The following is a 14,220-nucleotide window of genomic DNA, read 5'->3' on the forward strand; positions in this document are numbered from 1 at the left end:
TTATGTTTAAGTTATAAACGAATTGTGTTTTTCTTTTTTATAGAAAAATGTAAACGTTTTATTAGGGGGAGGAATCATGGGGAAATTATTATTAAAAATATGTTTATTTGCAATAGGGACTGTGTTTTTATTCACAGCAAAAGCAATTTACGCTGAAGAAAGGCAACAAAATAATTATCCTATCATATTAGTGAATGGATTTGCTGGGTGGGGTAGAGAGGAAATGTTAGGGGTTAAATATTGGGGTGGTGTTCATGATATACAGGAAGATTTGAAACGCAATGGTTATACGGTACATACCGCAGCTGTTGGACCTGTTTCTAGTAACTGGGATCGTGTATGTGAATTATATGCGCAAATTAACGGTGGTACAGTAGACTACGGTGCCGCACATGCTGAGAAACATGGACATAATCGTTTTGGCAGAACTTATAGTGGTTTTGCACCGAATTGGAGTGAAACAAATAAAGTTCATTTAGTTGGGCATAGCATGGGCGGACAAACGATTAGAACATTAGTACAGCTATTAAAAGAAGGAAGTTTTGAAGAAAAAAATCATGTAAAAAATCACCCGAACACAAAAATATCACCACTATTTGAGGGCGAGAAATCATACGTTCATAGTGTTACAACATTAGCAACTCCTCACAATGGCACAACACTGGCGGATGGTAGTCTTCTACTGCCGTTCGTTAAAGATTTACTCATTACAGCTGCAAGTTTAGGAGGAAACAATAATTTATCATTATACGATTTTAAATTGGATCAATGGGGGTTAAAAAAGAATACTGGAGAGTCCTCTTTCCATTATACTGATCGTATTTTAAATAGTTCAATTTGGAAAAATACAAAAGACATTAGTCAATGGGATTTAAGTACTGATGGTGCAAAGGAGCTTAATAATTGGGTAAAGACGCAATCAGATGTGTATTACTTATCATATAGTGGACATGCATCGCAAGCTGCACTTATAACTGGTTTGCATCTACCTCATATAACGATGAATAAAGTATTAATGGGAAATGCATTCTTCTTAGGTTCTTACGCAAGATATGAAGAGAATCGACCAGTAATAAATACTTCTTGGTGGCAAAATGATGGTGTAGTAAATACAAATTCTATGATTGCACCTTCTTCTAATACTGCTGTAAATAATAATGAGATTTTACAGATTGGAAAATGGAATCATATCGAAACGAAAGAAAATTGGGACCATCTCGACATGGTAGGATTAAGTGTTTCAGATACGTTAGGTTTTTCTAGCATTCAAGAGTTTTATAGAACAATTGCAGAAAAGTTATCAAGATTACCGAAATAGGTAATAATAAAGCGCTCTCGATGGAATTCGAGGGCGCTTTATATTATATTGAAAGAGGGATATGGTAGAAAAATATGGGGGTATATTATGAAAATTCAAGTTGTATTATCAGGATATGGAACAGTTGGCAGAGAGTTTGTAAAATTATTAAACGAAAAATATTCATATATATATGAAACATATAGGATTCAATTAGTTGTAAGTGGCGTATTAGGTAGAAATATTGCAATACATAATGAGGACGGATTATCTATTCAGCACTTATTAATGTATGGTGGCGGTAGCGCTGCAATTGAAGAATACATTGAACATCATCCAGAGGAACGAGCAACAACTAGCATAAGTGGAACTGTATTAGTAGAATCAACCGTTACAAATCTTAAAGATGGAAATCCAGGAAAACAATATATAAAACAAGCGATTGAAAAACAAATGGATATAGTAGCAATTTCAAAAGGTGCACTCGTTACAAACTGGAGAGAACTAAATGAAGCAGCAAAAATCGCAAATGTACGAATTCGATATAGTGGTGCAACTGCTGCGGCATTACCGACACTTGATATTGGTCAATTTAGTTTAGCTGGTTGCCATATTGAAAAAATAGAAGGAATATTAAACGGGACTACAAATTATATTCTTTCGAAAATGAATGAGGAAGATATTACGTTTGAAGAAGCACTGAAAGAAGCGCAAAGTAAAGGAATTGCTGAAACGAACCCAATATTAGATGTAAGTGGTTCTGATAGTGCGTGTAAATTGTTACTTTTGACAAACAGTTTAATGGGAACGGAAAATACGCTTACCGATATACATATAAAAGGAATCGAGCATGTTACAAAACAACAAATTCGAAATGCTAAAGAACAGAATAAATATATTAAATTAATAGCTTCAGCATATAAGGATAAGGATGGTAAAGTGGCTCTTCATGTGGAACCGTACGAAATAGATAAAGATCATCCGCTAGCAAAAGTAAATGGGACAGAAAAAGGAATTACGTTCTTTACAGATACGATGGGGCAAGTTACTACAATTGGTGGTGCTTCTAATCCACGCGGAGCCGCAGCAGCAGCTTTAAAAGATATTATTAACTTATATCGTAAAGATTTGTACCGTATTAATGAGGGGTAATATCCCCATGGATTACTAGCCTTCACTTTATAAAACCGTACCGCCCTTTATAAAAAATACATATGTAGTGGACCTTTTGAGAAAGAAATAAATATGCAAAAATGATTGCAGGGGGTAAGGAATTGTTTAAAGATTTTAAAGTTGTGAAAGATCGTCCCGTTTATATTCAATTGAAAGATTATTTGAAAAAGATGATTATGAAAGGTCATTTGCTCGGGGATCAAAAAATCCCTTCAACTAGGGAACTAAGTGAATTACTTAGTGTGAGTAGAAATACTGTACTCGCTGCTTATGCGGATTTAGAGCAAGAAGGACTCATTTATGCAGTTAAAGGTAAAGGGAATTTTGTAGCGAAGGTTGATATATCGAACACTTCGTCTGTTGAAATAGATTGGAAAAATAAACTTAATACAGTTACCTTATTAGCGGATGAATTAGATTTAATGAAACATGGTGTTCGCTGGGAAAAAGGAATGATTGTTTTTAATAGCATTGCTCCGGACGAAAAGCTATTTGATGTGGAAAATTTCAAAAGAGCTTTTCTTACTCGTATGTCCATTGAAGGGGATGTCGTATTAAACTACGGATACGCAAAAGGTTATAGACCTTTAATGAATTATCTACTTCATTATATGGAAATGAAAGGTGTAGATATTTCGAACAAAGATATTTTAATTACAAATGGATTTACAGAAGGATTAGACATCGTGCTATCCTCGTTATCGAAGAAATCAGGGCGGGTTATTTGTGAGAATCCAACTCACCATGCTGCATTGAAGCTTTTCCGTTTACATGGACTTGAAGTTCACGGAATTAATATGAATGAAGATGGCATCGATACGAACGAAGTAGAAAAAAGTTTGCTTGAAAAAGAGTTTGATTTCGCATATTTAATTCCTTCCTATCATAATCCAACCGGAATTGTTACGAGTTCGGAGAAAAGAACGGAACTGATGAGATTATTCTCCAAATATAAAGTTCCTATTATAGAAGATGGATTTAATGAAGAGCTACGTTATTCAGGTTCACACTTAGCGCCATTATTAACTTTTGCTGGCGCTGGTAATAATGTAATTTATATTAGTAGCTTTTCAAAGGTACTTTTCCCTGGTTTACGTGTAGGCTGGATCATCGCAGATAAAGAACTGATTCATCATTTAGAAAGTGTAAAAAGAGCAAGAACGATTCACACATCTACGTTAGATCAAGCTGTTCTATTTCAATATTTACATGAAGGATATTTTGAAAAATATTTAAAAAAGGCAAGATCTGTTTATAAGAAAAAATATGAGTTAGCTGTTGGGGCGTGTAACGAGTACATTCCGTTTCAAAGAATGACGGGTGATGGTGGACTTCATTTATTTATAGAGTTAGAAGAAAAAATTCATGCCCGCACACTTTTACAAAAGTGTTATGAGCAAGGGGTTACATTTTCTCCTGGAGATGTTTTTTATTCTGATGGAGGAGGAGCAACTACTTTTCGATTAGGATTTTCACGTCTGAAAGAAGAAGAAATAGTTCGTGGAATCAAAATAATCGGTGATACAATAAAAACTGAAATTTGGAGTTGAGGAAATGAGAATTGGCGTTATTATGGGTGGAGTATCCTCTGAAAAACAAGTATCAATTATGACTGGAAATGAAATGATTGCAAATTTAGATGAAAATAAATATGAGATCGTACCAATTACGTTAAATGAAAAAATGGATTTAATCGAAAAAGCGAAAGACATTGATTTTGCGCTGCTCGCATTACACGGAAAATACGGAGAAGATGGGACGGTTCAAGGCACGCTTGAAAGTTTAGGTATTCCTTATAGCGGGAGCAATATGTTATCTAGCGGTTTATGTATGGACAAAAATATTTCGAAAAAGATTTTACGCTATGAAGGTATAGAAACACCCGATTGGATTGAACTTACAAAAATGGCGGATCTAAATGTTGATGAATTAAATACGTTAGGGTTTCCATTAGTGGTAAAACCAAACTCTGGTGGCTCAAGTGTTGGGGTAAAGATTGTATATGATAAAGATGAATTAATTTTAATGCTGGAAACTGTGTTTGAATGGGATTCTGAAGTTGTAATAGAGAAGTATATAAAAGGTGACGAGATTACATGTTCAATTTTTGATGGAAAACAGTTACCTATCATTTCAATTCGACATGCGGCGGAGTTCTTTGATTACAATGCGAAATATGATGATGCTAGTACAATTGAAGAAGTTATCGAACTTCCAGATGAATTGAAGGAACGTGTAAACAAAGCGTCACTGGCTTGTTATAAAGCATTGAAATGCAGCGTTTATGCAAGGGTGGATATGATGGTAAAGGACGGAACTCCATATGTAATGGAGGTTAATACATTACCAGGGATGACACAAGCAAGTTTACTACCGAAAAGTGCAGATGCAGCTGGTATTCATTATAGTAAACTATTAGATATGATTATTGAAACTTCATTAAAAGTAAGAAAAGAAGAAGGGTTTTAAGTAGCAGTATCATGAATGTTTTTGACAGTAACATGAAGTATGTTATGATGAATACAATACGAAAATTAAATATTTATCCACTAGGGGGGCCTATTATAGGCTGAGATCAAATGAGAATTTGAGACTCTTAGTACCTGATCTGGTTAATACTAGCGTAGGGAAGTGGAAAGACATTACTATTTTATGAATAAATACTGTCAATTTCACTTTCTTTACGTTTGTAAAGAAAGTTTTTTTATTTTACAGATTAAATAACTGTGGGTAAATACTTAAATTTTATACTTTATTGGAGGGATTTAAATGAAATTTTCACAATCATTACGTCAAGAAGTAGATTCAATTTGGGAAGCTAGTTTTCATCACCCTTTTGTAAAACAACTTGGTGAAGGAACTTTAGATTTAGCTAGTTTTCGCTATTATGTGCTTCAAGATTCATATTATTTGAGTCACTTTGCTAGAGTACAAACTTTAGGAGCTGCAAAAGCACTGGAATTAGAAACGACAGCTCGTATGGCACACCATGCTCAAAATACATACGAGGCGGAATTATCTTTACATGAGAATTTTGCGAAGAAACTAGGGATAACACAAGAAGAAAAAGATAATTTTATCCCTGCTCCAACTGCATACGCTTATACTTCACATATGTATCGTGCTGCATATGAAGGACATTTAGGCGATATCATTGCAGCAATTTTACCTTGCTATTGGTTGTATTATGAAATTGGTGAGCGTTTAAAAGAGTGTCAGCCAGAAGAGCCAATTTATAACGAATGGATTTCTGCTTATGGATCTGATTGGTTCCGTACGCTAGTTGAAGAGCAAATTACAAGATTAGATACTATCGCTGAAAACGTAACAGAGTCTGATCGTAAGCGAATGAAACAGCATTTCATTATTAGCAGTCAATATGAATATTCATTTTGGGAAATGGCTTATACTTTAGAAAAGTGGCCAGTGAATACAGAAGTAGAAGATGTAATAGGATAATGAGTAGAGGTATTGCTATTCACAGGTATGGATAATACTTATGAATATAATTTCACAAAAGAAGTATCGAAAAAGACGCATTAATCTAAGTGCGTCTTTTTTCAATTTATAAAAATGAGCCCATGGAAAAAATAACCTAAAAATAGGTGTATGAACAAGGTGCATCATCTAGTGATAGGTCATATTTTGTAGGGGTACGTATTGAACTTAGTTTATAGCGCTATTTCTACTTAGATTTAACGAACAGAAATATAGGAAAGTATTGAAAAGGTTGAAGTTTATAAACGGAGGTCATGAAAATGAATAAGTTTCAACAAGAACTACAAGCGTTAAGCCTTAATGATTACCAGTCTGGAAATATTGTGTATTGGGACCAGCAAAACCAATATCCATATTATTATATTGAAGATGCTGTTCGTCGCTGTGGAGGTTGTGGAGGTTGTGGTGGTCGTTGTGGAGGTTGTGCAGGTCGCTGTGGTGGATTTCGCTGTGGTGGATTCCGTTGTATTGGTTGCTTCGGTTGTTTTGGTTGTGGCGGCTGCGGAGGTTGTGGTGGCTGTGGTAGTTGTTCAAATTGTTTTAGTGGTTTTAATGGTACTACCGATACAACTGGTACTATTGTAACATATGAATATTGATAAGAGAAAAAAGGAATCCATTAGTGAAGCATTATATAATTTTTATTAAAGAATTTAATCAAAACACATGTAGTATTCAAGTGAAAGAATGATATTTAGATTTTTAGTTGTAAATCAAGATAAAATCGAAAAAGCAATGACTAGATTTAGAACCTAATCATTGCTTTTTTATATTTTTACCATCAAATAAGTAATCTGTTGCTTCTAGTTAGTGGGTAGCGAAAGAAATTATTACAACTATGTAAGGTTAATGTAATGTTAATCGATAGTAAAAGAAGATACTTGAGTGTATTTTAAATAAGATTTAAAAGTACTGTTTATTTTTAAAATATTGTGGTAAGTAAAATTTTATTAGGAAGTGTATTAAAATGATTGAACTTAAATCTATTATCCATTCGTACAAACTAAAGAGAAAAATAGCAAGGGATTTATACGGAAACAGAGATGAATTGACACTGTTATTAAATGAATTTAATAAAATGAAACACACAGTAACCTGTGAAAAAAAGAAAAATAATATATTATCTCGTTTACAATTAATTTATCAAAATATGAAATTAGATAAACGGTATCCTCTTCCAATTACTTTTAATAGTAAATTATTGGATCGATTAGAAAAAGAATCTCTTCATTCTATTGAGGAAGGTATAGCATGTCTACAATTAATGTTAGATATGAATTATGAGAAAATAAAACAATATGGATCAAGTACAAGTAGGTCATTTGTTCCATTATCGCAGTCTTCCATTTGTCTTGCTGATTGTATTTGCATAACTGGATTTGTATTTGGATTACTAAGTGCAATTACATTAGGGGGATTAGTCTTATCTGTATGTTCAATTACATAAATGTTGTTATTTGCAAGAAGGGCACCGATTTAAGGTGTTCTTTTTTAGTTTTATTGTAAAATTATTGTAAAAAATAAATAATTACGTTAATAATATTGTATAATTTGAATGTATTAAAGTAATGATATTGGAGGTGTCGTATATGATAATTACTTTTAATTTTTAAATCAGTCTTTTTAATAATTTATTATTCGGAGGAATCTTTATACTTTTCTTTTAAATACTTGGTATAAATCGATTAGATTAAGTGATGATTTTCTAGCTTTTTGTGATCAAGAAAAACGAAGAAAGGAAGTAATCATTTTATGGAAAAATTAAAGTTGTTAACATTTAAAAATATAGTAGAACCTCTTTTAAACGAAAGCGTATCATTTCTATATTTTCCTATTGAATGGCTCGATATTGTAGAGATACATTATAAGACATTTTTATTAACGAGTAAGTTGAAACGATTGAATGAAAGATTATATGATATGTTTTCTGATATATTGTTTATTCAGCATAATCCATATGTATTAAATGAAAATACACCATGGATTGTATCCAAAGAACCTATTAGAAAAGAACAACTCGATTATATTTTCCAAAGTTGGTATGAGGTGATTCATGATTGGAAACCTAATAAATTAATAGAATTGCCAAAATATGAATGGCATTACGATTTAATTTCTAACTTAACAGTACTACATGATAATGAAATATATTCTAAGTGGGTGCCCGCTTTAATTTCAAATATTTTTTGTGAACAACCTGTACGATTAGAGAATATCAACGAAGAAGATAAATATTTTTCGCCTCTTAGATCACAAAATATTTGTGAGGCAATGTCAGAGCCTATTAAAGATGAAAAAACACAAGATTATTTCGCCTATGTATATCGGTTCGAATGTATAACGCGCGGTGGCGAGAATATTCCATTATTAAATGTTTCAATAGGAATTCGGAGGTTTTATCAAGAATATAATCATCCAGATATTCCTTTGCTATTAAGACGAAAACGGGGCATGATATTGGTTTCTACTCCAGAATTTTCATCGAATAATACAAAATTACGATTTGTAAAACTAAAAGTACAACAGGCTACAAATGGCATAAAATGGATTAAGATATTTAGAAATTTAAAAGATGATTTTCGTATAGGTGGAGAAGTTGAATTAGAGCATATTCTTCAATATCCGAAAGATTATATGCTAGGAACAAATATTAGGGTGTTACTTCCATACAATGAGAGAATATATAAAGTTCAAGGTACTAAAATAAAACCTGGTATAAAAGTAAAGGAAAGAGAGTATCTATTTAAAGGGTTTCAGCAAAAATTCTCTTATTTCACATTACTACCAGAATGTAAAAAGGTAGCAACAAATAATGAAAATGAATTATTCCCTTTAATTGCACCAAAAGGATTAGAGACTATTACGTTAGAAATATGGTCTGAAAAAATATCGTTGGAAGTTGAACAAGCGTTATTTGAAAGTGAAATTGTGTTAGCTCAAATCGGTGAGTTGTTATATGTATTAAATGCGGATTTTCCAGTATTGTTAAAAATAGTAAGATGTAATATTGAAAAAGTATTGCAAAATCCATATAAAATGCAATATTGCCAGAAATACAAAACAAATTTAGTAGAGGATGTTATGAAAGCAGTTTATGCTACTGCAGGTGAGCGTAATGATGCGACATTGGCGTTAATTGCAATGAAAAATTGTGATGGGCGTGAAAAAATTGATCCAAAGCAAATTGTTAGAGAAGGGTTTGCACGAACAAACCGTATTTCAGCATTTATTAATTTATTTATAGGCCAAAGTGTAACCCGTAAAACAATAATAAATTGTATTCTTAGTTTATTAGAACAAAAAGGATTTTTGAAACGTAGTTGGAATAAAATAAATTTACCTTGTACATATGTTAATTTATCAATTGAACGAATCTCGAAATTTGATTTCTTACCTATTATTTCACAAATAAAAGGAAAAGAAATTTCATATAAATTATATGGGAATACGGAGTGGCAAACGATTGATTGCTTATTATTAAATGTAAATAAACATAATACCTTTTTACCGCAGCCTTCAAAAAGAAATGATATGGGAATTCAATTTAAACAATTTGTTTTTGAAACATTAAAGGGAATTTTACAACGTGCAAAAGAACAAAATGAACAAGTGTATTTCATTATAGATGCGCATTTAAGAAAACATTGGATAAAAGAGTTACAAAATAAAAAAATTGATATAGATACTTTCCCTGAGATTGTTCCTGATATGCTAAAGGTTCCAAACTTAAATATTATAAGAATAAATACAGCTTTTGATACACCAAAATACGGTGTGATAGAACATGATGATGTTCCGGATGGCACAAGTTTATATACAGATCAAAAAGGGATGTATTATAGCACTGGTGAATATTCTTTGAATGATAGTGAAACATTGCAGCAATACATACTTGAAATTTTACCTTTAGGTGTAAAATCTGTAGAAAGGAATTATATCGCCAAAATGATACATTACATGTGCTGTAATTCAAGTATGATGTTAGAAAAGGATGTACACATGCCGTATTCCATGCATATGGCGAAAGTAGTAAAGGGCTATATGACTGATATAGACGCAAGAGAGTTTAAAGAATTTGATGATGAACTGGATGTAGATATAATGAAAATAGAAAAGAAAGATTCAATTATTCTACTCTAAATAATAGTAGACAAATCCTGCTCGTTATATCGATCAGGATTTGTCATTTTTTCATGTAAATAAGGATATCCTTTGTCATGTATCTTTTATTTTATGTATTTACTTTATTTACATACAGGATTAAGATGTTTTTTAGAAATACAAAATCTACATCATATGGAAAAGCAATATGAATTGATTTAAAAGAAATTTGAAAGGAATGAGGAATTGTGAAGAAATTAGATGTGTTATTAATGCTATTAAGCGGCCTCTTTCCAGTTGCAGGAATTATGAAGCAAATCCCACTTGAACAATCTTTATATATTGGGGGCCTTTTATTCTTTACTAGTTTCGGTAGTTATTTTGCGAAAAAAATATATTCACGTATTTGTAGCTGGATAGCGTATGCGCCATTTATCACACTACTGTTAGTCATTTGGCATCAAGATATTTCAATAAGTTCAATAATAGCGAACGCGAAAATTGCCGCATGTGTCGCTTTAATTCCGTGTCTATTCCGTTTTCGTACATATGGACTTACTTTTGGTTTAGTCTCATTATGGGCCGCTTTACTTTGGGATATAAAAGAAGTACAGTCGTTAGTTATACTTGAACGTATGACGAGTTTAATGAAAAGTCATTACTTATATCTTCTACTGTTAGTTGGAGGACTAATATTAGGTGGATTACTTGCGATGTTAATTCACCGCAGAGAGAAAAATGATAATAAAGAAAATATAAATCTATTTCAACAAAAAAAGAAGCGCAAAAAATTATCATTTAAGATTCCACTTCCTAGATTACCGAAATTAAAGCTCAAATTATTTAAGTTTGGTGGAAAAGTATCAAAACGAAATACGCCAGAAAAAATACGTGAGCATAATTACGAAGAACCAGCTCAAGCTGCAACATATGAAATGACAGAGCAAATAGATCCATATAAAGAAGGTACTGCTCAAGGACAAACGAGGATGGAACGTCGTAGAAATAGGTATAATGCATAAGATATTTGACTAACCCTTTAATGATTTATCATTGAAGGGTTTTTTATGTAATTATATATAGATTGCTAATTAGGAATTTATAGCATACCCTTAAAGTTAAGGACTTAAATAAAATAATGGGAGGACAAAATGCTTATTATTACATATATTTCTGTCTGTATATTATTTTTAGTTAGCTTTTTACATGTTTACTGGGCTTTCGGAGGTAAGTGGGCGACAAATAGTGTCATTCCAACAAAATCTGGAGAAAAGGCGTTTATACCAGGTGTAGGAATGACAATGTTCATTGCCTTATTATTAAGTATGGCGGCAATGATTTTATTACAACAAACAAATGTTGTTCATTTCGAAGTTCCTAATACTATTGTTCAATTGGGCTCCTGGATTTGTATGATTGTTTTTTTTATAAGAGTAATTGGTGAGTTTCATTATTTTGGCATCTTTAAGCGAAAAAAAGATACGCGTTTTGCTAAAATGGATACTATTTTATATATACCACTTTGTGCATTTTTATCTTTATCGTTCTTTCTAGCAATTATAATGTGAACATAAAATAGTAGCTGCTTTTTCTAAAATAAATAAACGTGAATTAGCACGGCTTAAAAGTGAGAAATCTAGTAGTAAATAAAAAGGATGTAAGCGTCTTCTTATCGAAATATAGATTATTATGAAAGGCGGTGACACTATGAAGTATGTAAAAGTCTGTATGAATGGCGGAAGTGAACACAAATTCTCGATGACTTTAGATCGGTTTGAAGAACTTATTACTACAGAGAATGGACTATTAGAAAATAAATTAGTTAGTATTGAAAATGTAATGATTAATCCTACTAATATATCTTCTGTAGTTGAAAAAATTGGTGTACCGGCTAAGTTTATGGAAGCTTAAAAATCGGTAAATAAAAAAACATCCATAGGGATGTTTTTTTATTTATAAATATGATAATTGTACATTGAATATATGGGCAGAATTTTTAGCAATACGTATACATTTGATGTGTAATAGATGCACAATAAAATAAGTATAAGCATATATTATATTGTAGGACAAGACCTTCGTTTCCTACTTAATACTCAGAAAAAACCTCTATCACATGAGAGCATCCAATTGCAGGGTGCTCTTTTTTTATCCTGTTCTTTAACTTTCAATTTTAAACATATCTTTGATGTTAATAAATATTAAAAATAGTATAATAGCAAAAATTAAGTTAGATAAATAGAAATCTTGATGAACTAGTAATTCAAAGATGACATCGAAAGTATATAAAAAGGCGATCGTAGGTAATATACAAATAAATATAAATCTCCAATTTTTTAGATAATGTTTATAATTAGTAAATACTTTCCCCATAAACATAGCTCCTATATTTTTTATTTTCTATATAATTATACATTTAAATAAAAAGATTTACAAAAGGTTATTAAGCAATCTGAATAATAAATGCTTTTACTTTAAAAAAACTTTAAAAGAATGATACTAAAATGATACACTATAATATACGTTATTTATGAAATGAATAGAGGGATTTGTATGATAGATAAAATCAAAAATGTTGTAGAGGATATGTATGAAGATGAAGCAAAACATTTACTTCAAAGTATTCTTATTCAGTTGAATTTATTAGAAGAAAACTATAGTGAAGATGCAATTAAAAATTTGGTGGATATTCCTAAGCAACTAACGAGTAATACATCATATATAAGAAATGTAAAAGAAAGCACACACGTACATATTGCGTTTGATGATTCAACAGCTGGATGTTTAAAATATATGCTTAGTCAAGAAGAACAATTGGAAGAGAGGGTTGTCGCTTTTTCTGAATTCTTTTCAATTGGGCCGATAAACAAGTTACATATGAATGAGGGACAACTTGCAAGACAGAAATGGTTAGTAAACAATTTAACTGCTTATGATAATTATTTTGAAGAAGAGTATTTACCAAGGTTTTTAGAAACTATGGAAAAACTACACAATATTCCTATTGAAACACCTATCACAATTTGGAAAGCTAATAACGCACATGAACATGTAGGCCTATTTTTTGTAATGGCGCAATTAAAAGATAAGAAAAACATTCGCGTTATTAATACGTCTGAAGCAAGTAAAGAAATATTAAAAAAAGAATATGATATTCGTGGAACTGGAGAGTTAGCACCTGAAAGTTTAGCTCTATTTCAAAAAAGTTTTGTAGAATTGCCATATTTAACTGTAGAGAAACGTATGCAGTTTGAACATGAGTGGGATAGTCTATCGAAAAGTACGGGATTTTTAAGAGTTTGGACAGACAATGAAGTGCGTTCTGTACAAGAAGATTATTTTGATCAATTTATTATTGAATGTGCGAAAAGTATAGGTGCTGATCGAGAATTCCTAAAAGCCCCTAGGGTAATTGGTGAAGCACTTGGTCATGTAGAGCAGTTAGTTGGCGATACGTTTTTAGAATATCGCTTAAAGGAATTAATTAAACAAGAAGTATTTGAATTTGAAGGTTCGTTAAATGAAATGCGTTTTTATAGTGTGAAATTAAGAAAATAATACATCTATTCCGATTATGAAGAAGCTCGTATTTTTAAAATACGAGCTTTATTTTTTTGTTGAACTTAGGCTATACATAAGCTTCCTATAGAGCGCTTATCACATATGAATGTTAAAGGTACTGAATGAAAAGTAGGTGATTTGTTAATATGTATAACCAGCAAAATTATCCATATGATCAAGGGATGTATTATAATCCACAAAATTACGGGTATGAATCTGTAAATGAAGTGAGGGACATGGAACAAGAAGATTATAGACCAGATGATGCGGAAGATGCTCCAACGTCACCACCACCGTCACAAGCGCCATCGTTACCATCTACATTTGCTTCTCCAGCACAAGCAGGGAATATGAAATCATGGATGTGTAACTGTCTAGGAAGGTGGGGCTATTTACGTTTACATCGTCCAGGACCTTTCGGAAGAGACCTATGGTTCTTTCCGACTGAAGTGAGAAGAAACGGAGTATCCGGTTACACTTGGCAAGGTGGTCGTCGTCGTAAAGTAAGTTATCGCTATCAACAAATTAGTAATTTCATGTGCTTTGCGTAAATAAGAGTGAGAGAGTACAAGGGTTTTACTCTCTCACTT

At 32.0% G+C, this 14,220-nt stretch carries 14 protein-coding genes and 1 riboswitch; of the genes, 13 read left to right on the plus strand and 1 reads right to left on the minus strand.

Going from position 1 to position 14,220, the window contains the following annotated elements:
- Positions 1–76: 76 nt before the first annotated feature.
- From J0835_RS12575 to J0835_RS12625, 11 genes are all read left to right on the plus strand, one after another.
- Positions 77–1,318 (plus strand): esterase/lipase family protein, encoded by a 1,242-nt coding sequence (locus J0835_RS12575; protein WP_087980524.1) that lies wholly within the window; start codon positions 77–79, stop codon positions 1,316–1,318.
- A gap of 87 nt (positions 1,319–1,405) precedes the next feature.
- On the plus strand, positions 1,406–2,449 hold the full coding sequence (locus J0835_RS12580) for a homoserine dehydrogenase (RefSeq protein ID WP_087980525.1): 1,044 nt from the start codon (positions 1,406–1,408) through the stop codon (positions 2,447–2,449).
- Between the two features lie 122 nt (positions 2,450–2,571).
- Entirely contained in the window at positions 2,572–4,020 is a 1,449-nt protein-coding gene (gene pdxR / locus J0835_RS12585) for a MocR-like pyridoxine biosynthesis transcription factor PdxR (protein ID WP_087980526.1), read from the plus strand.
- Between the two features lie 4 nt (positions 4,021–4,024).
- Positions 4,025–4,939 (plus strand): D-alanine--D-alanine ligase, encoded by a 915-nt coding sequence (ddlB, locus tag J0835_RS12590; protein WP_087980527.1) that lies wholly within the window; start codon positions 4,025–4,027, stop codon positions 4,937–4,939.
- A gap of 72 nt (positions 4,940–5,011) precedes the next feature.
- A riboswitch (TPP riboswitch) is annotated at positions 5,012–5,117 on the plus strand.
- Between the two features lie 122 nt (positions 5,118–5,239).
- Entirely contained in the window at positions 5,240–5,929 is a 690-nt protein-coding gene (gene tenA / locus J0835_RS12595; RefSeq protein ID WP_087980528.1) for a thiaminase II, read from the plus strand.
- A 299-nt stretch (positions 5,930–6,228) separates the two neighbouring features.
- Positions 6,229–6,567, plus strand: coding sequence for a heterocycloanthracin/sonorensin family bacteriocin (locus J0835_RS12600; protein ID WP_087980529.1), 339 nt, complete (start codon positions 6,229–6,231; stop codon positions 6,565–6,567).
- A gap of 368 nt (positions 6,568–6,935) precedes the next feature.
- The gene (locus J0835_RS12605) at positions 6,936–7,415 is read left to right on the plus strand and encodes a homoserine dehydrogenase (protein ID WP_176373339.1); all 480 of its coding nucleotides are present in this window, start codon (positions 6,936–6,938) and stop codon (positions 7,413–7,415) included.
- 305 nt (positions 7,416–7,720) lie between these two features.
- A complete protein-coding gene (locus J0835_RS12610) occupies positions 7,721–10,108 on the plus strand; it encodes an RNaseH domain-containing protein (RefSeq protein WP_087980531.1) in 2,388 nt (795 codons plus the stop codon).
- Positions 10,109–10,317: 209 nt separating this feature from the next.
- Complete coding sequence (locus J0835_RS12615; protein WP_140386767.1) at positions 10,318–11,091, plus strand: DUF3959 family protein; 774 nt, start codon at positions 10,318–10,320, stop codon at positions 11,089–11,091.
- Positions 11,092–11,220: 129 nt separating this feature from the next.
- Positions 11,221–11,637, plus strand: a complete 417-nt coding sequence (locus tag J0835_RS12620; protein WP_087980532.1) for a DUF3995 domain-containing protein — start codon at positions 11,221–11,223, stop codon at positions 11,635–11,637.
- Between the two features lie 139 nt (positions 11,638–11,776).
- Positions 11,777–11,980 (plus strand): hypothetical protein, encoded by a 204-nt coding sequence (locus J0835_RS12625; RefSeq protein ID WP_000878362.1) that lies wholly within the window; start codon positions 11,777–11,779, stop codon positions 11,978–11,980.
- A gap of 249 nt (positions 11,981–12,229) precedes the next feature.
- Here the strand turns inward: J0835_RS12625 and J0835_RS12630 are convergent, their stop codons facing one another.
- The gene (locus tag J0835_RS12630; protein ID WP_087980533.1) at positions 12,230–12,442 is read right to left on the minus strand and encodes a hypothetical protein; all 213 of its coding nucleotides are present in this window, start codon (positions 12,440–12,442) and stop codon (positions 12,230–12,232) included.
- A 180-nt stretch (positions 12,443–12,622) separates the two neighbouring features.
- Here J0835_RS12630 and J0835_RS12635 point away from each other — a divergent pair, with 180 nt between their 5' ends.
- The gene (locus tag J0835_RS12635) at positions 12,623–13,627 is read left to right on the plus strand and encodes a DUF1835 domain-containing protein (RefSeq protein WP_087980534.1); all 1,005 of its coding nucleotides are present in this window, start codon (positions 12,623–12,625) and stop codon (positions 13,625–13,627) included.
- Positions 13,628–13,776: 149 nt separating this feature from the next.
- On the plus strand, positions 13,777–14,181 hold the full coding sequence (locus J0835_RS12640; protein WP_000282702.1) for a hypothetical protein: 405 nt from the start codon (positions 13,777–13,779) through the stop codon (positions 14,179–14,181).
- The last annotated feature ends 39 nt before the right edge of the window (positions 14,182–14,220 follow it).

Source organism: Bacillus cereus group sp. Sample62 (genome assembly GCF_036851315.1).
Taxonomy (GTDB): domain Bacteria; phylum Bacillota; class Bacilli; order Bacillales; family Bacillaceae_G; genus Bacillus_A; species Bacillus_A wiedmannii.